Source organism: Paraburkholderia sp. DD10 (assembly GCF_049177125.1).
In the GTDB taxonomy this organism is placed as follows: Bacteria; Pseudomonadota; Gammaproteobacteria; order Burkholderiales; family Burkholderiaceae; genus Paraburkholderia; species Paraburkholderia terricola.
This window is the reverse complement of record NZ_CP185393.1, coordinates 3,141,720-3,167,067: the sequence shown is the minus strand read 5'-3', so window position 1 is coordinate 3,167,067 and position 25,348 is coordinate 3,141,720. Positions and strand designations below refer to the sequence as shown.

The 25,348-nt window shown below is 64.2% G+C and carries 26 protein-coding genes; 14 read left to right on the top strand and 12 right to left on the bottom strand.

Going from position 1 to position 25,348, the window contains the following annotated elements:
• Positions 1 to 103: 103 nt before the first annotated feature.
• The gene (locus tag ACOCG7_RS29740; protein WP_208645226.1) at positions 104 to 409 is read left to right on the top strand and encodes a BrnT family toxin; all 306 of its coding nucleotides are present in this window, start codon (positions 104 to 106) and stop codon (positions 407 to 409) included.
• Between the two features lie 46 nt (positions 410 to 455).
• Entirely contained in the window at positions 456 to 716 is a 261-nt protein-coding gene (locus tag ACOCG7_RS29735; protein ID WP_073427915.1) for a BrnA antitoxin family protein, read from the top strand.
• A 96-nt stretch (positions 717 to 812) separates the two neighbouring features.
• On the opposite strand, the gene ACOCG7_RS29730 is transcribed toward ACOCG7_RS29735, so the two are convergent.
• From ACOCG7_RS29730 to pxpB, 6 genes are all read right to left on the bottom strand, one after another.
• A complete protein-coding gene (locus ACOCG7_RS29730; RefSeq protein WP_421378355.1) occupies positions 813 to 2,615 on the bottom strand; it encodes a tetratricopeptide repeat protein in 1,803 nt (600 codons plus the stop codon).
• Between the two features lie 225 nt (positions 2,616 to 2,840).
• Positions 2,841 to 3,797: a DUF979 domain-containing protein gene (locus ACOCG7_RS29725; protein WP_073427726.1), complete on the bottom strand. Its 957-nt coding sequence runs from the start codon at positions 3,795 to 3,797 to the stop codon at positions 2,841 to 2,843.
• Positions 3,794 to 4,540 carry a DUF969 domain-containing protein gene (locus ACOCG7_RS29720; RefSeq protein ID WP_073427725.1) on the bottom strand — a complete coding sequence of 249 codons (747 nt, stop codon included), beginning with the start codon at positions 4,538 to 4,540 and terminating at the stop codon, positions 3,794 to 3,796. Before ACOCG7_RS29720 ends, ACOCG7_RS29725 begins: the two co-directional genes overlap by 4 nt.
• A gap of 305 nt (positions 4,541 to 4,845) precedes the next feature.
• Entirely contained in the window at positions 4,846 to 5,598 is a 753-nt protein-coding gene (gene pxpA, locus ACOCG7_RS29715; protein ID WP_073427724.1) for a 5-oxoprolinase subunit PxpA, read from the bottom strand.
• Between the two features lie 19 nt (positions 5,599 to 5,617).
• Complete coding sequence (locus ACOCG7_RS29710) at positions 5,618 to 6,670, bottom strand: biotin-dependent carboxyltransferase family protein (protein ID WP_114163268.1); 1,053 nt, start codon at positions 6,668 to 6,670, stop codon at positions 5,618 to 5,620.
• Complete coding sequence (gene pxpB / locus ACOCG7_RS29705; RefSeq protein ID WP_114163267.1) at positions 6,667 to 7,320, bottom strand: 5-oxoprolinase subunit PxpB; 654 nt, start codon at positions 7,318 to 7,320, stop codon at positions 6,667 to 6,669. Before pxpB ends, ACOCG7_RS29710 begins: the two co-directional genes overlap by 4 nt.
• Positions 7,321 to 7,523: 203 nt before the next feature.
• Here pxpB and ACOCG7_RS29700 point away from each other — a divergent pair, with 203 nt between their 5' ends.
• Positions 7,524 to 8,036: a winged helix DNA-binding protein gene (locus ACOCG7_RS29700; RefSeq protein ID WP_073427721.1), complete on the top strand. Its 513-nt coding sequence runs from the start codon at positions 7,524 to 7,526 to the stop codon at positions 8,034 to 8,036.
• A gap of 80 nt (positions 8,037 to 8,116) precedes the next feature.
• On the opposite strand, the gene ACOCG7_RS29695 is transcribed toward ACOCG7_RS29700, so the two are convergent.
• Positions 8,117 to 8,659 (bottom strand): 5-formyltetrahydrofolate cyclo-ligase, encoded by a 543-nt coding sequence (locus ACOCG7_RS29695; protein ID WP_244219935.1) that lies wholly within the window; start codon positions 8,657 to 8,659, stop codon positions 8,117 to 8,119.
• A 77-nt stretch (positions 8,660 to 8,736) separates the two neighbouring features.
• On the opposite strand from ACOCG7_RS29695, the gene ACOCG7_RS29690 reads away from it, so the two are divergent.
• The 4 genes from ACOCG7_RS29690 (at position 8,737) to ACOCG7_RS29675 (ending at position 13,663) form a co-directional block, all read left to right on the top strand.
• Positions 8,737 to 10,704, top strand: coding sequence for a lytic transglycosylase domain-containing protein (locus ACOCG7_RS29690; RefSeq protein WP_114163266.1), 1,968 nt, complete (start codon positions 8,737 to 8,739; stop codon positions 10,702 to 10,704).
• An 82-nt stretch (positions 10,705 to 10,786) separates the two neighbouring features.
• Positions 10,787 to 11,740, top strand: a complete 954-nt coding sequence (locus ACOCG7_RS29685) for a complex I NDUFA9 subunit family protein (RefSeq protein WP_114163265.1) — start codon at positions 10,787 to 10,789, stop codon at positions 11,738 to 11,740.
• Between the two features lie 37 nt (positions 11,741 to 11,777).
• Positions 11,778 to 12,431, top strand: coding sequence for a glutathione S-transferase family protein (locus ACOCG7_RS29680; protein WP_114163264.1), 654 nt, complete (start codon positions 11,778 to 11,780; stop codon positions 12,429 to 12,431).
• A complete protein-coding gene (locus ACOCG7_RS29675) occupies positions 12,428 to 13,663 on the top strand; it encodes a multifunctional CCA addition/repair protein (RefSeq protein WP_114163263.1) in 1,236 nt (411 codons plus the stop codon). Before ACOCG7_RS29680 ends, ACOCG7_RS29675 begins: the two co-directional genes overlap by 4 nt.
• A gap of 125 nt (positions 13,664 to 13,788) precedes the next feature.
• Here the strand turns inward: ACOCG7_RS29675 and ACOCG7_RS29670 are convergent, their stop codons facing one another.
• From ACOCG7_RS29670 to ACOCG7_RS29660, 3 genes are all read right to left on the bottom strand, one after another.
• Positions 13,789 to 14,985 carry an IS4 family transposase gene (locus tag ACOCG7_RS29670; protein WP_114161999.1) on the bottom strand — a complete coding sequence of 399 codons (1,197 nt, stop codon included), beginning with the start codon at positions 14,983 to 14,985 and terminating at the stop codon, positions 13,789 to 13,791.
• Positions 14,986 to 15,222: 237 nt separating this feature from the next.
• Complete coding sequence (locus ACOCG7_RS29665; protein ID WP_073432948.1) at positions 15,223 to 15,417, bottom strand: DUF2905 domain-containing protein; 195 nt, start codon at positions 15,415 to 15,417, stop codon at positions 15,223 to 15,225.
• 36 nt (positions 15,418 to 15,453) lie between these two features.
• Positions 15,454 to 16,644 (bottom strand): class I SAM-dependent methyltransferase, encoded by a 1,191-nt coding sequence (locus ACOCG7_RS29660; RefSeq protein ID WP_114163262.1) that lies wholly within the window; start codon positions 16,642 to 16,644, stop codon positions 15,454 to 15,456.
• 13 nt (positions 16,645 to 16,657) lie between these two features.
• On the opposite strand from ACOCG7_RS29660, the gene ACOCG7_RS29655 reads away from it, so the two are divergent.
• The 6 genes from ACOCG7_RS29655 (at position 16,658) to ACOCG7_RS29630 (ending at position 22,959) form a co-directional block, all read left to right on the top strand.
• On the top strand, positions 16,658 to 17,476 hold the full coding sequence (locus tag ACOCG7_RS29655; protein WP_114163261.1) for an SDR family oxidoreductase: 819 nt from the start codon (positions 16,658 to 16,660) through the stop codon (positions 17,474 to 17,476).
• Between the two features lie 88 nt (positions 17,477 to 17,564).
• Positions 17,565 to 17,960: a dihydroneopterin aldolase gene (locus ACOCG7_RS29650; protein WP_073432945.1), complete on the top strand. Its 396-nt coding sequence runs from the start codon at positions 17,565 to 17,567 to the stop codon at positions 17,958 to 17,960.
• A 3-nt stretch (positions 17,961 to 17,963) separates the two neighbouring features.
• On the top strand, positions 17,964 to 18,992 hold the full coding sequence (ttcA, locus tag ACOCG7_RS29645; protein WP_114163260.1) for a tRNA 2-thiocytidine(32) synthetase TtcA: 1,029 nt from the start codon (positions 17,964 to 17,966) through the stop codon (positions 18,990 to 18,992).
• Positions 18,993 to 19,118: 126 nt separating this feature from the next.
• Positions 19,119 to 20,480 carry a bifunctional UDP-N-acetylglucosamine diphosphorylase/glucosamine-1-phosphate N-acetyltransferase GlmU gene (gene glmU / locus ACOCG7_RS29640; RefSeq protein ID WP_114163259.1) on the top strand — a complete coding sequence of 454 codons (1,362 nt, stop codon included), beginning with the start codon at positions 19,119 to 19,121 and terminating at the stop codon, positions 20,478 to 20,480.
• Positions 20,481 to 20,540: 60 nt separating this feature from the next.
• A complete protein-coding gene (gene glmS, locus ACOCG7_RS29635; RefSeq protein ID WP_114163258.1) occupies positions 20,541 to 22,358 on the top strand; it encodes a glutamine--fructose-6-phosphate transaminase (isomerizing) in 1,818 nt (605 codons plus the stop codon).
• 127 nt (positions 22,359 to 22,485) lie between these two features.
• Positions 22,486 to 22,959 carry a PRC-barrel domain-containing protein gene (locus tag ACOCG7_RS29630; protein ID WP_073432204.1) on the top strand — a complete coding sequence of 158 codons (474 nt, stop codon included), beginning with the start codon at positions 22,486 to 22,488 and terminating at the stop codon, positions 22,957 to 22,959.
• Between the two features lie 130 nt (positions 22,960 to 23,089).
• On the opposite strand, the gene ACOCG7_RS29625 is transcribed toward ACOCG7_RS29630, so the two are convergent.
• Together ACOCG7_RS29625 and ACOCG7_RS29620 are read right to left on the bottom strand one after the other, a co-directional pair.
• A complete protein-coding gene (locus ACOCG7_RS29625; RefSeq protein WP_114163257.1) occupies positions 23,090 to 23,350 on the bottom strand; it encodes a DUF6723 family protein in 261 nt (86 codons plus the stop codon).
• Positions 23,351 to 23,519: 169 nt separating this feature from the next.
• On the bottom strand, positions 23,520 to 24,167 hold the full coding sequence (locus ACOCG7_RS29620; RefSeq protein ID WP_114163256.1) for a glutathione S-transferase family protein: 648 nt from the start codon (positions 24,165 to 24,167) through the stop codon (positions 23,520 to 23,522).
• Between the two features lie 100 nt (positions 24,168 to 24,267).
• Here ACOCG7_RS29620 and ACOCG7_RS29615 point away from each other — a divergent pair, with 100 nt between their 5' ends.
• Positions 24,268 to 25,251 carry a helix-turn-helix transcriptional regulator gene (locus ACOCG7_RS29615; protein WP_244219934.1) on the top strand — a complete coding sequence of 328 codons (984 nt, stop codon included), beginning with the start codon at positions 24,268 to 24,270 and terminating at the stop codon, positions 25,249 to 25,251.
• The last annotated feature ends 97 nt before the right edge of the window (positions 25,252 to 25,348 follow it).

The following is a 25,348-nucleotide window of genomic DNA, read 5'->3' as shown; positions in this document are numbered from 1 at the left end:
AGGTTAGGAACGGGCCTTCTCCCTGCCAGTCTGACGCTCACTTTCGCCGCGTACCGCTCGCAATCTTCCAGGACCGCCGAGTGCTCTGTACGTGTTATTGTGTATGTACAAACGTCAATACGGGTGCCGCGTGCGTGTCGAGTGGGATGAAGCCAAGAATCAGATCAACATTCGCAAGCATGGCATCGACTTCAGAGACGCCATCAACGTGTTCAATCATCCGGTGCTCACCGCATTGGATCAGCGCAACGACTACGGTGAGGACCGCTGGATCGCACCCGGTTGGATGGCGGCTATCGTAGGTGTGGTGGTGTACGTCGAGCGCGATATGGACGTGGTCCGCATCATCTCGGCGCGCAAGGCCACGAGACACGAGGTCACGCGTTACAAGCGCAGCATCTGGCATTGACGGGGCATCTTCGGCAATCGCCGAAAAACGAACACAGGCGGAAATGATGAGCAAACCAACAGGAACAGACTGGAAGCGACTCGCGAAGGCAGACGACGCACATATCGACACAAGCGACGTGCCCGAGTTGGGTGACGATTTTTTCGAGCAGGCGGAACTGCATCTGCCGCCGAAGCAGGCCGTCACCATGCGCCTCGATGCGGACGTACTGAGCTGGTTCAAGGAGCAGGGTGCGGGCTATCAGACGCGCATCAACAAGCTGTTGCGCGCCTATATGCTGGCGCATCAGCGGCGCGCCCTCAAGTAGGGGCGGCGTCGCATCCCGTCTGCGAGTGATCGCTGGAAGGCGCTCCTCCCGAGCGCCCGCACCGAAGCATGCGGCTCCGGCGCAACTTGCGCGTGATCAATTGCCCGCGCGGAGTTCCTCGGACACCTGCCTGACCACCGGCGCCCAGTCCCCCAGCGTCGTCTGCCGGAACAGTTTCATGCCGGGATACCACGGCGAATCGCTGCGCGCCTCGAGCCAGCGCCAGTCGGAGTTGGCGGGCAGCAGCGTCCACACCGGCTTGCCGAGCGCCGCCGCGAGATGCGCGACGGCGGTGTCCACGGCGATCACCAGATCGAGATTCATGATGAACGCGGCGGTGTCGTCGAAGTCATGCAGGTCGGCGGTGAAGTCGTGAGCGCGGAATGCCGCCGGCGCGTCGGCCAACTGCGCGTGCGCCGGGCCTTTTTGCAACGCGTGCCAGGCAACGTTCTTCAGCGAACTTAGCGCGCTCAGATCCGCCAGTTCGGCCGAGCGGTAGCGGTCGTTGCCGAACGTCGAACTGCCGGCCCACACGAGGCCTACTTTACGTTTCGATCTATCGCCCGCGTTGACCCGCTTGCGCCATGCCTTGGTCCTCGCTTTGTCGGCGAACAGGTACGGCACTTCAGCCGGAATGGCGGACAACTCCATGCCGATGCACGACGGTACGCTCATCATCGGCACCCAGAAATCGTATGGCTCTTCGGGTTGGCCGCTGAACGCGCGGTGCACGCCCGGTGCGCGTTCGAGCAGCGGCAGCAGCGGCTCGCGCACGCGAATGTCGACAGTCGCGCCGAGCTGCTCGAGCACGCGCGCAAAGCGCAGGAACTGGAAGTGGTCGCCGAAACCCTGTTCGCCGACGATCAGCAGACGACGCCCCTCGAGCGGCTCACCGCGCCATTCAGGCACGCCCGGAATCGCGATCGCTTCATAGTCGCGCTTGCGCCAGCGCTGCGTGAATTCAGCCCAGCCTTGCTTGTAATCGCCTCGCTTGAGCAACAGCCATGCGAGATTCTGATGCGCGTCCGCATGGTCGGGCGCGAGTTGCAGCGCCTGACGATAGAAGCCTTCTTCTTCATCGAGCCGGCCTTGCGCGCCGAGCGAACCGCCGAGGCACACCAGATTGGTGGGGTTGGGTTTGAACTCAACCGCGCGCCGGTAGTGCGATTCGGCGCCCGCATAGTCGCCGAGCTTGCCGATCAGGCTGCCGAGGTTGATATGCGCCTCGGCGTAATGCGGGCGCAGCGCCAGCGCCTGTTCGAAACTGGCGATGGCCGCTTCGCGGTCGCCGCGTGCGTTGTGCGCATTGCCCGCATTGAAGTGCGCTTCCGCCGACTCGGGGTCGAGCGACAAGGCGTCGCGATAGCACGCCAAAGCTTCGTCGTAACGGGCGAGCTTGCTCAGCACCGTGCCGAGGTTCAGATGCGCGTCGACCATGCCGGGGTTCGACGCCAGCGCCAGCCGGTATTGTTCGACCGCTTCGTCGAAGGAGCCTTGCGCTTGCAGCGCGACGCTGAAGTTGCTGCGAGCGTCGGCGAAGTCCGGCTGGATCTGCAACGCCTGGTCGTAGCAGATCATCGCTTCGTCGAGATGGCCGAGGGCGGCGGCCACGAGTCCGCGGTTGCTCCAGCATGCGGCGTCGGTGCGATCGAGCTTGAGCGCCTCGTTCATCAACCGGGCGGCGACCTCGTGATTGCCGCGCTGATGTTGCAGCACGCCGAAATAGTGCAGCGCGTCGACATGGGACGGATCGAGCGCGAGTGCTTCACGATAAAACGGTTCGGCGGCGTCGAGCTGACCGGTCTGGTGTGCCGCGAGCGCGGCTTCGATCAATGACGCGAGGTGGGAAGGCGATGACGCATCGGTGCGCACAGCGTCGGGGTGGGATTGACGTTCCATGAGAGACCTGCTGGAAGGCGCCGGCGGCGCGCGCTGCGCGCGCCGGTGCATGTGGATGGGAGACCGCCCGCCAGCTTATATTTCGGTCCATCCACAGACGATCGGACGCATCCTATTTCGGTTGTCTCTTTCGCATAGTAGGTCCCGCGACGAATCCCTTTCACCGGCGTGTCACAGAGAGATCCCGTGACACGCCGGTATTTCACGCATGCGACTACAAGAGCCCTACATGAACATCAGGAAATTCAACAGGAAGATATTCACGACCAGTAAGGTCAGCGCCGTGGGCACCTGCACCTTGATCACCGCATTCTTATCCGGTAGTTCGAGCAGCGCGGCCGGTACCATGTTGAAGTTCGCGGCCATCGGTGTCATCAGCGTGCCGCAGTAGCCTGAGAACATGCCGATTGCGACCATCACGGCCGGATTGCCGTGGAACACGCCCACCAGGATCGGCACGCCGACGCCGCCCGTCATCACCGGGAATGCGGCGAAGCCGTTGCCCATCACCATCGTGAAGAGCGCCATGCCGATGCAGTACACGGCCACCGCGACAAAGCGATAGTCGAGGCTGATGTAGGCCGTGGTCACGTGAGCGACCGCCTTGCCGACGCCGGCGTCCGAGAACACGAGGCCGAGCATGCCGAGCATCTGCGGCAGCACCGCCGCCCACGACAACGCATCGACGAGCCGGCGCGCTTCCTTCATCGACTGGCCGACGGTGTCGCGCGTCAGCACGCAGGCAATCGCGAGCGCGATCACGCAGCCGATGCCGAAGCCGATCAGCGTGACGTTCGCCTTCTCGATGAGCGGCAGGCCGCCGAAAACCAGATGGCTCGCCGACAGCGTGACGATCACGGTGATGACCGGAATCGTCAGCGCGGGCACGAACAGCTTGTTGCGCAGACGCGCGGCGCTCGCCTTGCGCGCTTCCAGCGACAGCGTTTTCGGCTTGGCCGCCGTCACGCCGCCGAAGCCGGCGATCAGCGCCATCACGATCACCGCCACGCCGACCACGGCGGGCGGCAGTTTGTCGCCGATCAGGAAAATCAGCGCGTAGAGAATCCAGAAACCGCCGGCGGTGAAGCGGCGCGGATGCTCCTTGTCCGTGACGATCATGCCGCCGATGATCAGCAGCACCACGCCCAGCAGCCAGAACAGATAGGTAATCGTGAGCGTCATGCTTTATCTCCCGCGGCCGTTTGCGTCGGCGTGATTGTGCTGCCGCTCGCGGCATTGCCGCGCAATTCGCGCTCGAGCTTGCGGTCGAGCAGATACAGGCGGAAACCGTGAATGAGGAACGCGCAGATCGCGGTCGGAATGCCCCAGACGGCGACGTGAATCGGCTCGACGATGATGCCCGCTTCCTTCAGGAAGGTCGTCATCAGCACGATCGCGCCGAACGCGACGAAAATGTCCTCGCCGAAGAAGAGGCCCACGTTGTCGGTCGCCGCGGAGAACGCGCGCAGTTTGAAACGCACCGCGTCGCTGATCTTGCCGAAGCGGGTTTCGGTCGCGCCTTCGGCCATCGGCGCGATCAGCGGACGCACCATCTGCGGATGACCGCCGAGACCGGTCAGGCCGACCGCCGCGGTGAGTTCGCGCACGAGCAGATAGACGATCAGCAGACGCCCGGCGGTGGCCGCCTTGATGCCGCCGATCCACGCTTGCGCGCGCTCGCGCAGGCCATGCCGTTCGAGCAGGCCGATGACCGCGAGCGGCAACAGAATGATCAACGGAATGTTGCGCGTCTTGATGAAGCCGGTGCCGATTTCGGCCAGGATCTTTTCAGGCGGGAAGTGCGCGGCGAGTCCGGTGATGATCGCGGCGACCGCCACGATCAGCATCGGATTGAACCGTAATAAAAAGCCGACGATGATGACGGCCACGCCAATGAGCGGCCATAGACTGACTGTTGTCTGCATCTGGATCTCCAAACAGGGTTTAACCTCGCCGCTTGTGGCGGCTAACGTGGGACGGCGCGTGGCGATCCATGCGTCGTCTTGTTGCCGCGGCTCTAGATGGCCGCGTTGCTTCGACTACACCTGCAGCCGTTTCCGCGTCGACTGAGCGACCGACAGCGGTTACGGCAATATGTCCCGCACCGGGCAGACGTGATGCACCTGGCTGCATCTGGCTGCACCTGGCAAACGCCCCGCGTGGAGCGGGGCGTTCAGGGCTTGGCAAGATGTGCTTCACTGCGTCTCGTGAGTGCCGGCCGGCGCGGGCTTCAGACGCTCGCGGCGCCGGCCGCGTGCACTTCGATACCGGCCTGTTCCAGCGCGCCGCGGATGCGCCGCGCGAAGGCCAGCGCATGCGGCCCGTCGCCGTGCAGGCAGATGGTTTGCGCGTTCAGCGGCACCCATTGCCCGTCGACGGCCCGCACGCGGCGCTCGCGCACCATCGCGAGCGTGCGTTCGAGCACCTCGTCCTCGTCGTCGAGCAGCGCGCCGGGCTCCTTGCGCGGCACCAGCGAGCCGTCGGCGCGATAGCCGCGATCGGCGAAGACTTCTTCGATCGCGGTCAGTCCCGCGTTGCGCGCGGCCGTCACGAGCCCGCTGCTGGCAAGCGCGAAGACGGCCACCGACGGATCGAAATCGTGCACGGCGGATACGATCGCGTCGGCGATCCGCGCGTCGCGCGCGGCCTGGTTGTACAGCGCGCCATGCGGCTTGACGTGCGCGATGCGCCCGCCTTCGGCCTGGGCGATCGCCGACAGCGCGCCGAGCTGGTAGAGCACGCCCGCATAGATTTCGTTGGCCGGCAGATCCATTTCCTTGCGGCCGAAATTTTCCGGATCGTTGAAGCTCGGGTGCGCGCCGATCGAGACGCCTTTTTGCACCGCCCAACGCACGCAATCGCGCATCGCATTGGCGCCGCCCGCATGCCAGCCGCACGCGATGTTCGCGGAACTGACGAGGTCGAGCAGCGCCTCGTCGGAGCCGCAGCCTTCGCCGAGGTCGGCGTTCAGATCGATTTCCATGGTGTTCCTCTACTCAGTGTCACAGCGCCGCGACAGCCAATTGGCGCGTGCAGCGTTCCTCGTGCATGGCGATCGCGGCGTCGATCTGCCGCAAATACGCGCGTTCTTCCAGTAGCGCCTGGCGCGCCTCGTAAGGCGTGGTCGGAATGAAGCGGACTGCCGCATTCAGGCGAACCTGGGCGAGCTTCCAGAGATCGGCCTGGATCACGGCGCCGATCTTCGGATAGCCGCCGGTGGTTTGCGCGTCGCTCATCAGCACGATCGGCTGGCCGTTCGGCGGCACCTGAATCGTGCCCGGCAGCACCGCGTGCGACAGCAGATCGGCTTTCTGCGTGCGCTTCAGTTCGGTGCCGGCAAGCCGGTAGCCCATGCGGTTGCTGTTCGGCGTGACGAGCCATTCATCGGACCAGAAGGATTCGTGGGCTTCCTCGGTGAAGCTCTCGTATTCCGGGCCGCGCAGCACGCGGATCGGCACGGCCCACGGCACCCCCGACGGATGACGGCCGCGCCGCAGCGGCTCGTGAACCAGCACGAACTTGCACCACGCGGGCGCCTTCACACCGAACTCCGGCGCCTCGGGCGAGAAGCCGGCGTGGCCGCGCGGCGGCGGCGCGCCGAGCGGCAGGCGGTCGCCGTCGCGCAACGCCCGGCCGCCGAGTCCGCCGAAATGGCCGGCGAGATCGGTGCTGCGCGAGCCGAGCATCGGCAATACATCGATGCCGCCGGCGATGCACACATAGCCGCGCATGCCGCGTCGCGCCGCGTTCAGCACCAGTTCCTGGCCGGCCCGCACCGGCAGGCTCCACCATGAATAGACGGGCTTGCCGTCGAGCGTCGCGCCGAATTCGGTGCCGGTGATGGCCACTCGCGTGGCGCGCAGAAAGCGCAGCACCGTCGGCCCGAAGGTGATTTCCAGACCGGCTGCGTCGGGCCGGTTGCCGACCAGCCGGTTGCCGACTTCGAGCGCCAGCCGGTCGAGCGCGCCCCCCATCGCGACACCGAGATGCCGGTAGCCGTGACGGCCGAGATCCTGAACCGTGGTCAACAGACCCGCGCGAATCACATCGATCATGCGTGTATCCCCGCGATGGTGAAGCGCACCCGGTCGCCCGGTTGCAGCAGCGTGGGCGGGCGGCGCGCCGGATCGAACAGCGGCGTTGCGGTGCGGCCGATCAGTTGCCAGCCGCCCGGCGAGGTGGCCGGATAAATGCCGGTTTGCTCACCGCCGATGCCGACGGAGCCGGCCGGCACTTCCAGCCGCGGCGACGCGCGGCGCGGCGTGTGCAGCGCTTCATCGAGTCCGCCCATATAGGCGAAGCCGGGCTGAAAGCCGAGAAAGAACACCACATACTCGCCGTCCGAGTGTCGCTGCACGACCTCGCGCGCGCTTAGGCCCGTGTGATTGGCGACCACCTGCAGATCGGGGCCGAACTCGCCGCCGTATTGCACGGGGATCTCGACTTCGCGGCCGATCGCGGGCGTGTCGCCGGCCGCGTTCCAGGCCGCCTGCAAATGGTTCACGAGCGCGTCGCGGTCCGCTTCGAGCGGATCGAACACGAGCGTCAGGTTGTTCATGCCCGGCACGACCTCCAGCACATGCGGCCAGTCGCGCGCGGCCTCGGCGGCCGCCCACACGCGACGCTGGCATGCCAGCGTCGCGGGCGGCGGCGCCTCGCAGACAAGCGCGGCATCGCCCAGCGGAAAGATTCTAGGTTGGCTCATTGCTTAACGGCCTTGGTCGAGTCGGCGGATTCGGCACAGCGAACCCTGTCAAACAGGTTAGGTAGCGGCACGCGATGTTTGGAGCGTACATTATCAATAAAATATCAACAATTTCTCAATAAGCATTTGTGCCAGGGCTCCCATGAATCGATCGCTCGTCGTACACTCGCGACACCTTCCCATCCTGTTCCCTGAGAATCTCCATGTCGCGCCATCCCACCAAGATCGTCTCTTCGGAACATCTCGTGTCTGAGACAAGCGCCGAACTGTCAGAGCTGGAATACGCGCTCATCATGGCGGGCAACGCATTCAACCGCTGGATGGTGCGCTGCATGTCCGCGGCCGGCGACAAGGACATGACCGCTATCGAAGTCTCGCTGCTGCACCACGTCAGCCACCGCGAGCGCCGCAAGAAACTGGCCGACATCTGCTTCGTGCTCAACATCGAGGACACGCACGTCGCCACCTACGCGTTGAAGAAGCTGGTAGCTAGAGGGTATGTAAAAAGCGAAAAGACCGGCAAGGAAGTGTTCTTCTCGGCCACCGATTCGGGCCGCGCGCTGTGTCTGAAATATCGCGAGGTGCGCGAGAGCTGCCTGATTTCCACGCTGAAGGAAAGCGGCCTGACCAACGAGCAGATCGGCGAGGCGGCGCAGTTGATGCGCAACGCGTCGGGTCTGTACGACACGGCCGCGCGGGCGGCGGCGTCTTTATAGCGGGGCTTGCGGGACTCGGGGCGGCGGTGCGCGATGCGGAGCACGCGTGGTTCACGCGTTCGATGCCGAGCGCCCGACGCTCAATCCGCCCGCTGCGGATAAAGACCTGCCTCGGTGACGATCAGGTCGAGCGGAATGTCGTGCTGCTCACGTTGCAGCGCTTGCGTGCGACACGCTTCATAGGCGATGCCCACCGTGACCGGCCGCTTTGCGCCCGGCCATGCGGCCAGCGTGCGATCGTAGTAGCCGCCGCCGTAGCCGAGCCGATAACCTTCGGCGTCGAAACCGACACACGGCACGAACAGCAATTCGGGAATCACCACTCGCCCCGAAGTTGGCTCGGCGATCCTGTGATGACCGATCTTCATCGGCGTATCAGGCGTCCACGCATGGAACTCGAGCGGCACGCCGCGCTCCTTGATGATCGGCAAACTCGCTTCGCGTGGTTCGCCTGCCGCGAGCCAGATCGACATGGCGGCGCGCGCGTCGAATTCGCCCGCGAGCGGCCAGTAGAACCCCACGCTGCTCACGCCGTAATGCTTCAGCGCATCGAGAATGCGCCGGCCGAGCGCGGCATTGTGCGCCGGCTCGGAAGCCGCTTGCAGCCTTGCTTCCAATAGCATTCGACGCAGCGCCTTTTTCGATTCCGCGTTGGGGTTGCATGCTATGCTTGGGTTCAATTCGCGCTCCAGAAACAACGATGTCAAAACGCCTTTACCGAGTATATCGCGCGGCCGGTCTGGCGCTCGCCGCAGCCGCACTCGTCGCGTGCAGCACGGCCTCAGCCGTCAAGCCCATTCCCCTTTCGCAACTCACGAGCGACGACCAGACCTTCGTCCAGCTTCGCGAGGCCGCGCGCAATAACGACGCGGCGCGCGCGGCGCAACTCGCCAGCCTGATCCCGAACTATCCGGCGCCTTCCTATCTGGAATACTTCCAGATCAAGCCGCAGTTGTTCGATTCGAGCGGCCACGCGCGGGTCGACGCGCCGGATGCGCCGGTGCTCGCGTTCCTGCAGAAGTACGACGGCGAGGCGATTGCCGACCGCATGCGCAACGACTACCTCACGGTGCTCGGCACGCGTCACGACTGGCGCAACTTCGACCAGCAATACGCGCGCTTCGTACTCAACGACGACACGCAGGTGAAGTGCTACGCGCTCGAATCGCGTGCGTCGCGTGGTGAAAACGTCGCCGAGGCGGCGCGTGCGCTGCTGGTCGATCCCAAATGGTACGGCGACGGCTGCGTCGATCTGATCACCGTGCTGGGCGTCAACAAGCAATTCAGCACCGACGATATCTGGCAGCAAATCCGTCTCGCGTACGAGCAGAACTACACGAACACGGGCAGCAAGCTCCTCGACGCGCTCGGCAACGACGCGCCCGACCCCGTGCTGTTCGGCCAGGCCACGAGCACGCCGCCGTTGCTGCTCGCGCGCGGCGTAGGCCCTGATCCGAAGTCGCATCAGCTGGCGCTGCTCGCGATCACACGCATGGCGCGCAACGACCCGGCCATGGCCGCGGCCACGTTCGCTTCGGTGGCGCCGTCGCTCAACTCGCCTGAACGCGCGATCGGCTGGGGCACCATTGCCTATCAGGCCGCCGCGAAGCAGATGCCGAGCGCGGTCGACTGGTACCGCTTGTCGGCCAATGCGCCGCTGTCGAACCCGGCCTACGAATGGCGCACCCGCACCGCGCTCCTCGCCGGCGACTGGACGATGGTGCGCTGGTCGATCGAGCAGATGCCGGCGGCGCTGCGCAATCAGCCGTCGTGGGTGTATTGGCATGCCCGCGCGCTGAAGCAGGCGGGCGACACGACCACGGCCAACCAGGAATTCGAGTCGATCTCGCAGGGCTTCAACTTCTACGGCCAACTGGCAGCCGAGGAACTCGGCCAGAAAATCAGCGTGCCCGCGAAAACCACCGTGAGCGACGCCGAAGTCCAGCAAGCCGGCAATACGCCGGGCTTCGACCTGGCGCAGCGTTTCTATGCGCTGAATCTGCGGCTCGAAGGCAATCGCGAATGGAACTGGCCGTTGCGCGGCATGAGCGACCGGCAACTGCTCGCCGCCGCCGAATACGCCCGCCGTATCCAGTTATATGACCGCACCGTCAACACGGCGGACCGCACGAAGAGCGAGCACGATTTCTCGCTGCGTTACCTGTCGCCGTTCCGCGATATCGTCGAGCGCGATTCGCAGTCGAACGGGCTGGATGTGGAATGGGCCTATGGGCTGATTCGCCAGGAGTCGCGCTTCATCATGAACGCGCGCTCGGAGGTCGGCGCGAGCGGTTTGATGCAGTTGATGCCGGGCACCGCGCAACTGGTCGCGAAGAAGATCGGCCTCGGCCCGATTTCGCGCGAGCAGATGAACGACATCAACACGAATATCCTGCTCGGCACGAACTACTTGTCGATGATCTACAATCAGTTCGACGGGTCCGCCGTGCTGGCTACGGCAGGGTATAACGCCGGGCCGGGCCGTCCGCGCAACTGGCGGCAGTCGCTGCAGCGTCCGGTCGAAGGCGCGATCTTCGCCGAGTCGATCCCGTTCCAGGAAACGCGCGACTACGTCAAGAACGTGTTGTCCAACACGGTCTACTACGCGGCATTGTTCGAAGGCCGTCCGCAATCGCTGAAGGCGCGTCTGGGTTATATCGCGCCGTAAGCGCCGTGCCGCCGCTGCGTCGATCGTGATGCGGCGGTGCGCCACGCCAGCCGTTGCCGCGGCTTCCACCAGGGAGTCGAAAATGCGACATCAAGCCATTGCGCTCATCGGCGGGTCCGGTTTTATCGGCAGCCATCTCGTCAACGCGCTCGTCGACGTGGGCAAGGACGTGCGCATCGCCACGCGGCGGCGCTACAACGCGCGTCATCTCACGCTGCTGCCCATCGACGTGATCGAAGCCGACGTGTTCGATCCGGTACAGCTCGCGCGCTTCGTCGAGGGCGCCGATTGTGTGATCAATCTGGTGGGCACGCTGAACGGCAAACGCGGCACGCCGTATGGCCGCGAGTTTGCGCGAATCCATGTCGAACTGCCGACCAGGATCGTCGCCGCCTGCGAGGGCAAAGGCGTGCATCGGCTGATTCATATCAGCGCGCTCGGCGCCGATTCGAACGGCCCGAGCATGTATTCGCGCTCCAAGGGGGATGGCGAGAAGGCGGTGCACGCGGCGAATCTCGCGTGGACGGTGTTCCGTCCGTCAGTCCTGTTCGGTCCCGAAGACCAGTTCCTCAACAAGTTCGCGTTCTTGCAGCGGACGTTCCCGGTGATTCCGCTCGCCATGCCGGACGCGAAGTTCCAGCCGGTCTATGTCGCCGACGTGGCGAAGGCGATCGTCAACGTGCTCGATCTCGACGCGGCCAGCGGCCATACTTATGAACTGGGCGGCCCGACCGTCTACTCGCTCGAGGAGCTCGTCAAATATTGCGGCGATGTGATCGGCCGGCATGCACGCATCATTCGTTTGCCGGAAGCATTGGCGCGCCTGCAAGCGCTGACGTTTGAAATGGCGCCCGGCGAACCGGTGATCTCGCGCGACAATCTCGATTCGATGAAAGTCGACAACGTGTTGAGCGGACCGCTCGCGCCCGAACTCGGCATCGAGCCGGCCAGCATCGAATCGATCGCGCCCGTGTATCTGACCGGCGCGTCGACGCGTTCGCGCTTCGACACGTTTCGCGCCAGCGCTGGACGGTGAGCCTCGTTGATCTCCAACCCTTCTATTCAAGTCAAGCATGAAGCTGATTATCGGTGACAAGAACTATTCGTCATGGTCGATGCGTCCGTGGCTGTTGCTCAAGCATTTCGGCATCCCGTTCGAGGAGGTGTTGATTCATTTGTACACGCCCGACACGAAGTCGGAGATTCTGGCGCACGCGCCGGCGAGTCCGGGCAAGGTGCCGACGCTGATCGACGAAGACGGTGCGGCCACGTGGGATTCGCTGGCGATCGCCGAGACGCTGGCCGAACGCTTTACGCAGCATGCGCTGTGGCCGCGCGATGCGGCGGCGCGCAGCCACGCGCGCAGCGTGAGCGCCGAGATGCACTCCGGTTTCGGCGAATTGCGCTCGAACATGTGGATGAACATTCGCGCGTCGTTTCCGGGCAGGAACGCCACGCCGGCCGTGCTGGCCGACATCGCGCGCATCGAGGCGATCTGGACCGGCTGCCTCGAGACCTACGGCGGGCCGTTCCTGTTCGGCGAGTTCAGCATTGCCGACGCCATGTACGCGCCGGTGGCGATGCGCTTCAATACGTGGCAGCCGCCGTTGTCCGAAGCCGCCTCGGCGTATGTGCGCCGAATCACGGACCTGCCCGCCGTGAAGGCCTGGATCGACGACGCACTGCGTGAAACGCACGCCATTCCTTATCAAGACGTATGCCCATGAACATTTACGCCGTGGGCGGCGCGATCCGCGACGAGTTGTTGGGCGTGCCGGTGCAGGATCGTGATTACGTGGTGGTCGGCGCGACGCCCGAGCAGATGGTGGCGCAGGGCTACCGTCCGGTGGGCAAGGATTTCCCGGTATTCCTGCATCCGCAGACGCACGAGGAGTACGCGCTGGCGCGCACGGAGCGCAAGACCGCGGCGGGCTACCGCGGCTTCCAGGTCTTTTACGCACCGGACGTCACGCTGGAAGAGGATCTCGCGCGCCGTGACTTGACGATCAACGCGATGGCGCGCGAGGTGCGCCCGGATGGGGCGTTGACCGGCCCGGTGATCGACCCGTTCAACGGACAGCGCGATTTGCAGGCGCGGCTCTTCCGTCATGTCAGCGAGGCGTTTCTCGAAGACCCCGTGCGCATTTTGCGGATTGCGCGGTTTGCGGCGCGGTTCGTCGATTTCACGGTCGCGCCGGAAACGCTGGCGCTGATGCGCAAGATGGTGGCCGAGGGCGAGGTGGATGCGCTGGTGGCCGAGCGCGTCTGGCAGGAAGTGTCGCGCGGCTTGATGGAGAAGAAGCCTTCGCGCATGTTCGAGGTGTTGCGCGAGTGCGGCGCATTGGCGCGCATTCTGCCGGAGATCGACGCGCTGTTCGGCGTGCCGCAGCGCGCCGACTATCATCCCGAGGTGGATACGGGCATGCATGTGATGATGGTGGTCGACCATGCCGCGCAGCAGGGCTATGCATTGACGGTTCGGTTTGCCGCGTCGACGCACGACCTCGGCAAGGCGACCACGCCGGCAGACGTGCTGCCGCGGCATATCGGGCATGAGGAGCGCAGCGTGGATCTGCTGAAGCCCTTATGCGAGCGGCTGCGCGTGCCGAACGAATGTCGGGATCTGGCGCTGCTGGTGGCTCGCGAGCACGGCAACATTCATCGCGTGATGGAGATGGGCGCTGCCGCGCTGGTGCGGTTGCTCGAACGCAGCGATGCGCTGCGCAAACCGGCGCGGTTCGCCGAGGCCTTGCAGGCCTGCGAGGCCGATGCGCGCGGGCGGCTCGGGTTTGAGATGCGCGAGTATCCGCAGGCCGAACGATTGCGGATTGCGCTTGTCGCTGCGCGAGGCGTGGATGCCGGTGCTGTTGCTATGCGGATGGCTGATGCGCCTGCTGGCATCAAGGATGCGGTGCATCGGGAGAGAGTTCGGGCTGTCGAGGCGGTGATGGGGGGGTGAGGTTTTTTTGCCCGTGCGGGGCTGGTTGGTTGTGGGGTTGTTTTGTTGGCCTTTCCTTGCTGGCTTAGTGGTCTATTAGCGTTGCCCCTGTGCGGGGCAATGCTCTCAACTTAAGCCCCGCTGCATCAAGCGAGTTTGTACGCGAGATGGAAGTGGGGCTTGGCTTTTCTGGGTGGTCTTGGATAGGAGCGTGAGGGCTGTATCCGGCATCGGGTCTGGTGGATCATTTCCAGCACACCGGCGAGGCCGTCCAGACAGCGCTGGATGCGCAGAAGACACGCGCCGAGGATGGGCTTGAGTGCGCCCAGTGCATACACCCGGTTAGGACGGCTGGCATGTCTGTCGTCGTGCGGCGCATCGAGATCGCTGAGCAGTGTGCACAGGTTGTCGGCGAGGATTTTTGCGCCGAAGTCCTGCTGTAACGCCAGGTAATCGAGGCCTGTGACGGCTTCCAGCCGCAGCCGGTGCTTGAGTCGTTTGAATGCTTCCTCGACCCGCCAGCGCTGGTGATAGAGCGCGCCGAACGATGCCGCCGGATAACGCCCGCCATCGAGCAGCGAGGTCATCAGCACACGCACGCGACCGCCCGGCGTGACGTCGCGGATCAGGCGCACAGTCGTGGGCGTACGCGCCAGTTCATAGGCGCGGGCATCCGGTTCGCTGGGCGCTTCCAGTGTCACCACATGCTCGGCTTTACCGCTGCGGGTAAAGGCGCTGACGCATTTCCAGTTACGCGCATCGACGCGCATGCAGAACGGGATTTCGCGCTGTGCGAGCGCCGCCACCATCGCGTTGCCGATATAGCCGCGATCGAGCAGCAGCAGGTCGGTATGCGGTTGCAGTACATCGAGGGCTTCGAACAGCATCTGCCGCTCGCCGCCGTCGGCGGGATGAAGTGCAGCGTGCAGGGTCAGTTCGGAACCCGGCAGGAACAGCGCAAACGCGTAGTGATCGGCGCGCAGTTCATGGCCGCGACGCGTGCCCACACGCAGGCGGCTACCGTCAGCGGCGACCAGCCTCAGGCCGTGCCAGCGCATCGAATCGATATGGGGTTGGGCCAGCGAGATCAGGCGGGCGCGGGCCAGTTCGAACAGTTCGGCAGACACTCCCCGTCGCGCCTTGCTGAAGGCCTGTGCGCTGACAGCGCGGGTGCGCCCGCCGCTGCTTCCCAGTGCGCCGAATAGCGCGTCAAGTTCGGCCTGCACACTGGCGCACATGCCGGACATCATCAGCGCGGCCATGCGCGGCAAGGTCAGTGTGCGATTGCGGGTAAAGGCAGTGGGAGAACGACGCACGCGATCGGCGAGCGCCGGATCGAGCAGGAAATCGGAGAACTCAGCCAGAAGCCGCGAGGACGCTGGTATTTGAGTTCATATCGTTGATTTATCAGTGAGTTATGCGATGAAGTTTACAGGGGCAATGCCTCGTTTACAAGCTCTTTGAGGCTTAAGTTGAGAGCATTGCCCCGCACAGGGGCAACGCTAATAGACCACTAAGACAACAAGGAAAGGCCAAAACAGCAACAGCACAACCAACCAGCCCCACACGCCCAAGCCCATCTACAAAACCCGAGCAATAATCGACAAAACAACAGACAAAACAAGCGTCGACATAAACGGAAACGGATACTCCCGCCCAAAGATCCGCAATGTGACATCACCGGGCATCCGCCCAATGCCGATTTTCCTGAGCCACGGCCAGCAGGCCGACAACACCGCGACGGCAATGAAGGTGGTCAACAACCAGCGGATCATCGCGAATCCCTAACGCAAAAAATCACAGGGTATGAATCACAGCGTATGCGAACGGTCGCCACTGGAAAAGGCCCGCAGCGTGTCATCCAGTCCGCGCGAAAACGCGATCACCTTGAACAGTTCGCCCATCTCGGCCTCGGATAACAGCTTCTGCACCGCATTCGCCGCAGGCAAAAACCTCGCCGTATCCGCAGGATCGATCTCCGATAACGCCTCGGTGATCCCCGCATTCAGCAAGAACCGCGCTTGCGACGTAAAGCCGAGCAGATCCGCGCCCGCGTCGATACCGGCTTCGGCGATGCCGGTAAATTCCACGTGCGCGGTCATGTCCTGCAAGCCCGGATAAACGAACGGATCGCCATGCGCGCGGTGCCGGTAATGACACATCAGCGTGCCCTGCGCGCGCTGTGCATGGTAGTACTCGTGACGCGGAAACCCATAGTCGATAAAGAAGGCCGCGCCACGCGCGAGCATCGTGCAAATGGTTCGCGTGAAGGCGCGGGCGGCGTCGTGCGTCTCGGTCACGTAATCGTCGCCGGCCGTTTCGATGTCCGACAGCAGCGCAATGTCCGCAGCCGCCGACACCGGACGATCATCGAACGCCAACGTCTGATCGCGCCACACCACGCCGCGCTCGGACCAGGCGCCGCCGCCAGATGCGAAGAGTCGCACGGGCATCGCATCCAGCACCTCGTTGCCGATCACCACGCCTTCGAATCGCTCCGGCAACGCATCGAGCCAGCGAACCTTCGCGGCCAGCGCCGGTGCGGCGGCCTCGATCGTCTCGCGTTGGCGCTCGCGCAATTCACCCGATAAATCCACGATCGAATAGCGCTCGAATGGCGTGCCCAGCGCGTCCAACGCGTTGAGCAAGCCGGCAGCCAGTTTGCCGGTGCCGGCGCCGAATTCCATCACCTCGCGCGTGCCGCTTGCCTGCAAGGCTTCGGCGAGCGGGCGCGCCAGCGTCGCGGCGAAGAGCGGCGACAGTTCGGGCGCGGTGACGAAGTCGCTGCCGTCGTCACCGCGCAGCCCGAATTTACGGGCGCCGCCGCTGTAATAGCCGAGCCCGGGCGCATACAGCGCGAGTTCCATATAGCGGTCGAACGGCAGCCAGCCGCCAGCGGCTTCGAGCTCCGCGCGGATTCGCGCGAGCAGCGCTTCCGACTGCGCCAGCGCGCTCGGGCCGGGAGCAGGTAAACTAACGGGTTGGTGAGCTTTCGGATTCATCCCCGCATTGTAAATGACCGCCCCTCTGGATACCGCCGCCCCCCGCGCGCCTGAAACGCCACGCGTCGTGCTGATTACCGGCGCGGCCCGCCGCATTGGCCGGGCGCTCGCGCTCGGCTTCGCAGCGCGTGGCTGGGACGTGGCGGTCCACTACGGCGCCTCGCAAAAGGACGCGCGGGAACTGGTCGCGGAAATCGTGGCGACGGGCCGTCGGGCGGTCGCCTTGCATGCGGAATTGGGCGACCAAGCGCAGGTCGAGCGGCTGTTGCCGGACTGTATCGCCGCGCTGGGCCGGCCGGCATGCATCGTCAACAACGCGTCGCGCTTCGAGGAAGACACGGCGCAGAACGTCGGTTACGAACTGCTGCTCAGGCTCACCGCAATGAATCTCGGCGCGCCGCTGGTGCTCGCGCGCATGCTGTTCGAGGCGACGCCGGAGGCTGCGCGCACCGACGAAAGCCAGCGCGGCGTGGTGATCAACGTGCTGGATCAGAAGCTGTACAACATGAATCCGGATTACCTGTCGTACACGCTCTCGAAGGCGGCGTTGCAGACAGCCACGGTGGCCCTGGCGCAGGCGTTGGCGCCGAAAGTGCGGGTGGTCGGGCTCGCGCCCGGCCTCACGATGCAAGCCGCCGATCAAACGCCGGAGGGTTTTGAAGCCGCCCACCGGGTCACACCCTTGGGCCGTGCGTCGCGGCCGGAGGATATCGTCGCCGCCGCGTTGTATCTCGCGGACGCAGCGGGCGTCACCGGAACGACGCTGGTGGTCGACGGCGGGCAGCATCTCGTGCCGCTGCCGCGCGACGTAATGTTTTTGACGGGCGCCTGAAGCGCGCGGCCCGCCTCGATCGTGGCGGCCGCCGCGCCGTGAAGCGCCCCCTTGCGTGCTCCGCACGCTTTTTTCGACTGGAACGAACATGTTTGCCGCTCTTTCGCATCCCCGGCTCGCCGATTGCCGCCGGCTCTTTCTGCGCAATTACGAAGTGCACATCAACATCGGCGTGCACGACTTCGAAAAGCGCGGCGAACAGCGCGTCGTGATCAACGTCGAACTGTTCGTGCCGCTCGCGCTGTCCACGCCGGTGCAGGACAAGCTGCACGAAGTCGTCGACTACGATTTCATGCGCTCCACCATCGCGCGGCGCGTCGAGCAAGGTCATATCCATCTGCAGGAAACGCTCTGCGACGATCTCGTCAAGACCATGCTCGAGCATCCGCAGGTGCGCGCGGCGTGCGTGTCGACCGAAAAGCCCGACGTTTATCCCGACTGCGACGCGGTGGGTGTCGAAGTCTTTCGCATCAAAGAGGATTGAGCCATGAATGCTCCGGAAATCCTGAACGGCGCCGCGTCCGCCGAAGCCACGCAAGCCACCGAGTCCACGCAAGCCGCCGCGCTCGGCGCAAAGGCGGCGAAGCCCAAGTCGCCGCTCACGCGCCGCGAGCAGAAAGAAGCGTACGAGAACAACAAGCTGTTCAAGCGTCTCGCGCGCCAGGTCGGCGAGGCGATCGGCGACTTCAACATGATCGAGGACGGCGACAAGGTGATGGTCTGCCTGTCCGGCGGCAAGGATAGCTACGCGATGCTGGAGATCCTGATGCGGCTGCGCGAGCGCGCACCGATCAACTTCGACATCGTCGCGGTGAACCTCGACCAGAAGCAGCCGGGCTTTCCGGAGCACGTGCTGCCGGAATACCTGAAGCAGCTCGACATTCCGTTTCACATCGAGAACCAGGATACGTACAGCATCGTCAAGCGGCTGGTGCCGGAGGGCAAGACCACCTGCTCGCTGTGTTCGCGCTTGCGCCGCGGCATCCTGTACCGCGTCGCGGGCGAACTCGGCGCGACCAAGATCGCGCTCGGCCATCATCGTGACGACATCCTGCAAACGCTGCTGCTGAACATGTTCTACGGCGGCAAGCTGAAGGGCATGCCGCCCAAGCTGCAATCGGACGACGGCAAGAACATCGTGATCCGGCCGCTGGCCTACGTGAAGGAAACCGATCTGGAGAAGTACGCGGAGCTACGCGAGTTCCCGATCATTCCGTGCAATCTGTGCGGCAGCCAGCCGAACCTGAAGCGCGCGGAAATGAAGGCGCTGATCCGCGATTGGGAAAAGCGCTTTCCAGGCCGCATCGAGAACATGTTCAACGCGTTGTCGAACATCGTGCCGTCGCATCTGATGGATCACAAGCTGTTCCCGTTCGCCGGGCTGCGCGCAACCGGCGAGGCCGATCCGCAAGGCGACATCGCTTTCGACGAAGAGCCGTGCTCGACCGATACCGGCGAGGGCCCGGCACTCGGCGCATCGAAATCGATCTCGATCGTCCAGTTTGACGATCTTTAACGGAAACACCCGCGCGCCGGGCGTTTGCGCGCAGTCGAGCATGTCGTAAGGCCGCGTTGGCGGCCTTTGTCGTCAAGGGCTGCGTGATAGAATCGTCGGCTCCAAACTCGTCTATTCGCCGACGCCATGAACATCGTGATTTTGGCGGCAGGCACCGGCAAGCGCATGCGGTCCGCGCTTCCCAAGGTGCTCCATCCCCTGGCCGGCCGGCCGCTCCTCGCTCATGTCATCGACACCGCCCGCGCGTTGAAGCCCACGCGTCTCGTCGTGGTGATCGGCCACGGCGCCGAAGCCGTGCGCGAAGCGGTCGCGGCGCCGGACGTCCAGTTCGCCGTACAGGAGCAGCAACTCGGCACAGGCCACGCGGTGCAGCAGGCGTTGCCGCTGCTCGATGCGTCCGCGCCCACGCTGGTGTTATACGGCGACGTGCCGCTCACGCGCGCCAGCACCTTGCAGGCGCTCACCGAGCGCGCGGGGCAGGGCGGCTATGGCGTGCTTACTGTCACGCTCGAAGACCCCAGCGGCTACGGCCGCATCGTGCGCGATCAGCACGGCAAGGTGTCGCGCATCGTCGAGCAGAAAGACGCCACGCCCGAACAACTGAAGATCGCCGAGATCAACACCGGCATCATCGTCGCACCCACCGAACGGCTCGGTGATTGGCTCGCGGCGTTGAAGAACGACAATGCGCAAGGCGAGTTCTATCTCACCGACGCGGTCGAGATGGCGATCGAAGCCGGGCTGGAAATCGTCACCACGCAGCCGGACCAGGAGTGGGAAACGCTCGGCGTGAACAGCAAGCAGCAGCTTGCCGAACTCGAACGGATTCATCAGCACAACGTGGCCGATGCGTTGCTGGTTGCGGGCGTGACGCTCGCCGATCCGGCGCGCCTCGACGTGCGCGGCACGCTCGAATGCGGCCGCGACGTTTCGATCGACGTGAACTGCGTGTTCGAAGGCCGCGTGACGCTGGCCGACAACGTCACCATCGGGCCCAACTGCGTGATCCGCAATGCGAACATCGGCGCGGGTACGCGCGTCGATGCGTTCACGCATATCGAAGGCGCCGAAGTCGGCGCGAACGTCGTACTGGGACCGTATGCTCGCCTGCGTCCGGGCGCATCGTTGCACGACGAGTCGCACGTCGGTAATTTCGTCGAGGTGAAGAACGCGGTGCTCGGTCACGGCTCGAAGGCGAATCACCTCACCTATATCGGCGACGCGGACATCGGCGCGCGCGTGAATATCGGCGCGGGCACCATCACGTGCAACTACGACGGCGCGAACAAATTCCGCACCATCATTGAAGACGACGTGTTCGTCGGTTCCGACACGCAACTGGTCGCCCCGGTGCGCATCAAGCGCGGCGTGACGATCGCGGCGGGCACCACGGTCTGGAAAGATGCCGAGGCAGACACGCTGGTGCTGAACGACAAGACGCAAACGAGCAAGACGGGCTACGTACGCCCGACCAAAAAGAAGAGCTGATGGGCACGACGCGCGCGCGAGGCGCGCTCCCTGAAACACGGCACTGAAAAGGAATAAGCCATGTGTGGCATTGTCGGCGCGGTTGCGCAACGTAACATCGTTTCGGTCCTGATCGAAGGACTGCGTCGCCTCGAATATCGCGGCTACGATTCCTGCGGCGTCGCCGTGCTCGGCGGCGAGGGGCCGCGCCGCGCGCGCAGCGTCGCGCGCGTGGCCGATCTCGATGACCAGGTGCGCGAAACCCGTCTCGAAGGCATCACGGGTATCGCGCATACGCGCTGGGCCACGCACGGCGCGCCGGTCACGGACAACGCGCATCCGATCTTCTCGAAAGACGCACTCGCGTTGGTACACAACGGCATCATCGAGAACTACGAGTCGCTGCGCGAAACGTTGCGCGGCAAGGGTTACGCGTTCGTCTCGCAGACCGACACCGAGGTTATCGCACATCTGGTTCACAGCCTGTATCGCGGCGACCTGTTCGCCGCGGTGCGCGAAGCCGTCACGCAATTGCACGGCGCGTATGCAATCGCGGTGCTGCATAAGGACCAGCCGCATACGGTGGTCGGCGCGCGGCAAGGCTCGCCGCTGGTGGTGGGCCTCGGCAACGGCGAAAACTTTCTGGCGTCCGACGCGCTGGCGCTTGCCGGCAGCACTGAACGCTTCATCTTCCTCGAGGAAGGCGACGTTTGCGAACTGTCGCTCGACGGCGTGCGTATCGCCGATCGCGACGGCCATGAAGCGCAGCGCGAGGTGCGTCAGGTGGCGGCATATGGCGGCGCGGTCGAACTCGGCCCGTATCGTCACTTCATGCAGAAGGAAATTTTCGAGCAGCCGCGAGCGATCACCGACACGATTCCGCAGACGGATTCATTCGATACGGCGCTGTTCGGCGAGGGCGCCGACAAGGTGTTCGCCGAGATCGACAGCCTGCTGATCCTCGCGTGCGGCACGAGTTATTACTCGGGGCTGACGGCGAAGTACTGGCTGGAATCGGTCGCAAAGATCCCGACACAGGTGGAAATCGCCAGCGAGTATCGCTACCGCGAGTCGGTGCCGAATCCGAAATCGCTGGTGGTGGTGATCTCGCAGTCGGGCGAAACGGCGGATACGCTGGCGGCGCTCAAGCATGCGCAGTCGCTGGGACATAAGCACACGCTGGCCGTCTGCAATGTCGGCACGAGCGCAATGGTGCGGCAAACCGCGTTGTCGTTCCTGACGCACGCGGGGCGCGAAATCGGTGTGGCGTCGACGAAGGCATTCACGACGCAACTGGTCGCGCTGTTCGTGCTGGCCGTGACGCTCGCCAAGCTGCGCGGGCAGGTGAGCCGGGAGCAGGAAGCGGAATACCTGAAGCAGTTGCGCCACTTGCCGGCGGCGTTGAACAGCGTGCTGGCGCTCGAGCCGCAGATCATCGCGTGGTCGGAAGAGTTTTCGCGCAAGGAGCATGCGCTGTTCCTCGGGCGCGGCTTGCACTATCCGATCGCGCTCGAAGGTGCGTTGAAGCTCAAGGAGATCTCCTATATTCACGCCGAGGCTTATCCGGCTGGCGAGTTGAAGCACGGGCCGCTCGCGCTCGTCACTGAAGCGATGCCGGTGGTGACGGTCGCGCCGAACGACGCGCTGCTGGAAAAACTGAAGTCGAATATTCAGGAAGTGCGCGCGCGCGGCGGTCAGCTTTTTGTATTCGCCGATGCGGATACGAAGATCGTCAACGATGAGGGGCTGCACGTGATCCGCATGCCGGAGCACTATGGCCTGCTGTCGCCGATTCTGCACGTGGTGCCGCTGCAGTTGCTGGCGTATCACACGGCGTGCGCGCGAGGCACGGACGTGGATAAGCCGCGGAACCTGGCGAAGTCGGTTACGGTTGAGTGAGGCGGGCGGTCGTGGCGGAGGCCACGACTCGCCCCGGCCAACCGGGCGTCCGGACGCGCCGCATGCTCGCCATCGCGGGCACGCTGCTTGCGGCACAAAAGAGCACCATTTTTCAAGGAGGTGAATGATGGGCTCTATCAATCCGCGAAGCGCCACTCGAGGCGGAGCTGACATTGTCGGTGGCGGAATAGGCGAAGGGCCGGGGCCGGACATCATGGCCGCGTCGACGCTCGACGGCAACAAGGTGATGTCTTCGGATGGCGAAGACGTGGGAAAAATTTCAGACATCATGCTTGACGTTCGCAGCGGACGTATCGCCTACGCTGTGCTGTCGGAGGGAGGTTTCCTCGGCATGGGTTCGACCCTGCACGCGATCCCGTGGAACGCGCTGACTCTGGATACGGATCAGAAGTGCTTCTACGTCGACATAGCAGCGCAGCGGCTCAAGGACGATCCAGGCTTCGACAAGGATCACTGGCCTGCCATGGCGGATGCGAAGTGGGGCATGTCGACCCACAGCTACTACAACCGCGAGCCGTACTGGTCAGCCACCCACGAAGTGGTGGAGAGCGACCCGGCTATCAGGCCTAGCGAGCACTAAAAAAGCACCAAGGTGTAAAGCTGTTTTGGGCTGACTGTCAGTTTGTCGCCCGGCCTCTATGCCACCGCGTTGAACCGCGGCGGCATAGAGGGATTGCATATGTACGCGGCAACTGAAGCAAATTTCCGGTCTACAGTTCGGGGCGCGCCAGATCGCTGATCACGATGTGTTCGCCACACACCTGCGCCGCCGCGACCGCCTCCAGCTTGGTTGCATACGGCCCGAGTTCCGGTGCCCCGTCGAACGGAAACAGCACGCGGCCATCGGTGGTTCGAACCACTTTCAATACGCCGAAGAAACGCCGGTAGCCGGCCAGTTTCGACGTCGCCAATACTTCGAAATCGTCTTCCGACGCTGCGGGGACGCTGGGAATGAATGCCATCTTGCTCATCACTGAAACGGCTCTGGTTCGTCAAAAGGGCGGCATGTGTGCGAACGGCCAAGGCTACACCCCGGTTATCGCGGGAATACCTTCGCCGACGGGCACCATTGTCTCAAATCCCGGCGACAGCCGACTGACCGTGTGGCATGGAGCGAATCCAAACCGGTCGGCCCGCGCCTCAGTTACGCTTGACCGCCGCCTCATGCTCGGCCGCCAGCGCCGCATCCCGCTCGCTCACCTTCACGAAGCTCGGCCGTGAGCAAATGCGACCGGCGTACTCGACTAGCACCGGCGTTTCAGGGACGAGCTTGAACATCGTCCCCCAATGCAACGCGATGCCCCACAGGATATCCGCCGCCGACATCGTGTCTCCGAGCAGGTAGCGCGACGTTTGCAACCGGCTCGTCACGGTCCCGAGCATCGAATCGAAATCGCCATAAGGCGACGTGGAGGGCGGCGCTGGGTCGCGCTTCATCGCTTTGTCGACCAGCGCCGGTTCGTAGCACGCCGCGTAATACACGAGCCACCGCAGATACGGCCCGCGCGACGGATCGTCGAGCGCGGGCGCGAGGCCCGCTTCGGGAAAGAGATCAGCCAGATAGATGAAGATGGCGACCTGCTCGGTCACCAACGCATCGCCGTGGAGAATCGCCGGCACCTTGCCGAGCGGATTGATCGCGAGAAAAGGCGCCTTGCGCTGTTCGCCGGCCTTCATGTTCAACACGTTCAATTGATACTGTGCCCCGAGTTCCTCGAGCAGCGTCAGCGCGCTGACGGAGCGGCATTGCGGCGAATGGAACAGCGTGATCGTGCGGTCTGGGGTCATGGTGTCAGCCTTCCGAATGAGTGCGCGTTGGAAAACCGGCAAGCAGGCTTCGCCGGGCGCACCTATCGTAAGCGTCCATACCTGTCAGCGAGTGTCAGGTATGGCTACACTTGCCGACATGAGAGCCAGCCGCCTTCTTTCGATTTTGATGACATTGCAGGCGCGTGGCCGGGTCACCGCCCAGTCGCTCGCCGACGAATGCGCTGTGTCGTTGCGCACCATCTATCGCGACATCGACGCCCTCAGCGCCGCCGGCGTCCCCGTGCATAGCGAGCGTGGCGCGGAAGGCGGCTACCGGCTACTGGACGGCTACAGGACGCGGCTTAACGGCTTGTCGCCGCAGGAAGCGGAGGCGTTGTTTCTCTCCGGCTTGCCCGGCCCGGTGCAGGCGCTCGGGCTCGGCGCGGTGATGGCCGGCGCGCAAACCAAGCTGCTCGCGGCGCTGCCCGTCGAATTGCGCTGCACCGCCGAGCGCATGCGCTCGCGTTTTCATCTCGACGCGCCGGCGTGGTTCGCCGACGCCGATCAGCCCGCGCATCTGCCGTTGATCGCGCGCGCGGTGTGGGAGCAGCATCCGCTGCGGATTCGCTATCAGAGCTGGAAAGCCGAAAAAGTCCGGCGGATAGAACCGCTCGGCGTCGTGCTGAAAGGCGGGGCGTGGTACGTGGTCGGGCGCGTGGATGCGGATATTCGCATCTATCGCATTTCGCGCATTCTCGAATTGACCCTGATCGACGAAACCTTCGAGCGGCCGCCCGCGTTCGAACTCGCCGAGTACTGGCGGGACAGCACGCAGCGGCTCTCCGCGGAGATGCATGCGAGCGAAGCAACGCTGCGGCTGTCTCCGTGGGGCATGCGGATGCTGGAAGCCTTCACTTCGCCGTTCGCGCGCTCGGCCGCGACAATCGGCGAGCCCGATCCCACCGACGGCTGGCGCACCGTGACGCTGCCGGTCGGCTCGGTGAGGCAGGCGTGCGCGGAATTACTGCGCTTCGGCGCCGAAGCCGAGGTGCTGGCGCCGCCCGAATTGCGCGCGCATATGTGCGAAACGGTGGCAGCGCTGAACCGTCGCTACGCGAAGTAAAGCCGTGGGGTTCATCGGTCGCGGCTGCGATCATCGACTATTATTCCTACGATGAAACTTGTCTGTTCGGTGCCTATTTTTCGGGCAGGGCTATAAT

What these genes read in the sequence shown, in the direction of transcription:
- ACOCG7_RS29615 (WP_244219934.1), top strand. Translation starts at nt 24,268, where the DNA reads ATGGCTACACTTGCCGACATGAGAGCCAGCCGCCTTCTTTCGATTTTG.
- glmU (WP_114163259.1), top strand. Translation starts at nt 19,119, where the DNA reads ATGAACATCGTGATTTTGGCGGCAGGCACCGGCAAGCGCATGCGGTCC.
- ACOCG7_RS29630 (WP_073432204.1), top strand. Translation starts at nt 22,486, where the DNA reads ATGGGCTCTATCAATCCGCGAAGCGCCACTCGAGGCGGAGCTGACATT.
- glmS (WP_114163258.1), top strand. Translation starts at nt 20,541, where the DNA reads ATGTGTGGCATTGTCGGCGCGGTTGCGCAACGTAACATCGTTTCGGTC.
- ttcA (WP_114163260.1), top strand. Translation starts at nt 17,964, where the DNA reads ATGAATGCTCCGGAAATCCTGAACGGCGCCGCGTCCGCCGAAGCCACG.
- pxpA (WP_073427724.1), bottom strand. Translation starts at nt 5,598, where the DNA reads ATGGAAATCGATCTGAACGCCGACCTCGGCGAAGGCTGCGGCTCCGAC.
- ACOCG7_RS29660 (WP_114163262.1), bottom strand. Translation starts at nt 16,644, where the DNA reads ATGAATCCGAAAGCTCACCAACCCGTTAGTTTACCTGCTCCCGGCCCG.
- pxpB (WP_114163267.1), bottom strand. Translation starts at nt 7,320, where the DNA reads ATGAGCCAACCTAGAATCTTTCCGCTGGGCGATGCCGCGCTTGTCTGC.
- ACOCG7_RS29625 (WP_114163257.1), bottom strand. Translation starts at nt 23,350, where the DNA reads ATGAGCAAGATGGCATTCATTCCCAGCGTCCCCGCAGCGTCGGAAGAC.
- ACOCG7_RS29695 (WP_244219935.1), bottom strand. Translation starts at nt 8,659, where the DNA reads ATGCTATTGGAAGCAAGGCTGCAAGCGGCTTCCGAGCCGGCGCACAAT.
- ACOCG7_RS29710 (WP_114163268.1), bottom strand. Translation starts at nt 6,670, where the DNA reads ATGATCGATGTGATTCGCGCGGGTCTGTTGACCACGGTTCAGGATCTC.
- ACOCG7_RS29685 (WP_114163265.1), top strand. Translation starts at nt 10,787, where the DNA reads ATGCGACATCAAGCCATTGCGCTCATCGGCGGGTCCGGTTTTATCGGC.
- ACOCG7_RS29620 (WP_114163256.1), bottom strand. Translation starts at nt 24,167, where the DNA reads ATGACCCCAGACCGCACGATCACGCTGTTCCATTCGCCGCAATGCCGC.
- ACOCG7_RS29740 (WP_208645226.1), top strand. Translation starts at nt 104, where the DNA reads ATGTACAAACGTCAATACGGGTGCCGCGTGCGTGTCGAGTGGGATGAA.
- ACOCG7_RS29650 (WP_073432945.1), top strand. Translation starts at nt 17,565, where the DNA reads ATGTTTGCCGCTCTTTCGCATCCCCGGCTCGCCGATTGCCGCCGGCTC.
- ACOCG7_RS29730 (WP_421378355.1), bottom strand. Translation starts at nt 2,615, where the DNA reads ATGGAACGTCAATCCCACCCCGACGCTGTGCGCACCGATGCGTCATCG.
- ACOCG7_RS29735 (WP_073427915.1), top strand. Translation starts at nt 456, where the DNA reads ATGAGCAAACCAACAGGAACAGACTGGAAGCGACTCGCGAAGGCAGAC.
- ACOCG7_RS29655 (WP_114163261.1), top strand. Translation starts at nt 16,658, where the DNA reads ATGACCGCCCCTCTGGATACCGCCGCCCCCCGCGCGCCTGAAACGCCA.
- ACOCG7_RS29690 (WP_114163266.1), top strand. Translation starts at nt 8,737, where the DNA reads ATGTCAAAACGCCTTTACCGAGTATATCGCGCGGCCGGTCTGGCGCTC.
- ACOCG7_RS29725 (WP_073427726.1), bottom strand. Translation starts at nt 3,797, where the DNA reads ATGACGCTCACGATTACCTATCTGTTCTGGCTGCTGGGCGTGGTGCTG.
- ACOCG7_RS29680 (WP_114163264.1), top strand. Translation starts at nt 11,778, where the DNA reads ATGAAGCTGATTATCGGTGACAAGAACTATTCGTCATGGTCGATGCGT.
- ACOCG7_RS29700 (WP_073427721.1), top strand. Translation starts at nt 7,524, where the DNA reads ATGTCGCGCCATCCCACCAAGATCGTCTCTTCGGAACATCTCGTGTCT.
- ACOCG7_RS29675 (WP_114163263.1), top strand. Translation starts at nt 12,428, where the DNA reads ATGAACATTTACGCCGTGGGCGGCGCGATCCGCGACGAGTTGTTGGGC.
- ACOCG7_RS29665 (WP_073432948.1), bottom strand. Translation starts at nt 15,417, where the DNA reads ATGATCCGCTGGTTGTTGACCACCTTCATTGCCGTCGCGGTGTTGTCG.
- ACOCG7_RS29720 (WP_073427725.1), bottom strand. Translation starts at nt 4,540, where the DNA reads ATGCAGACAACAGTCAGTCTATGGCCGCTCATTGGCGTGGCCGTCATC.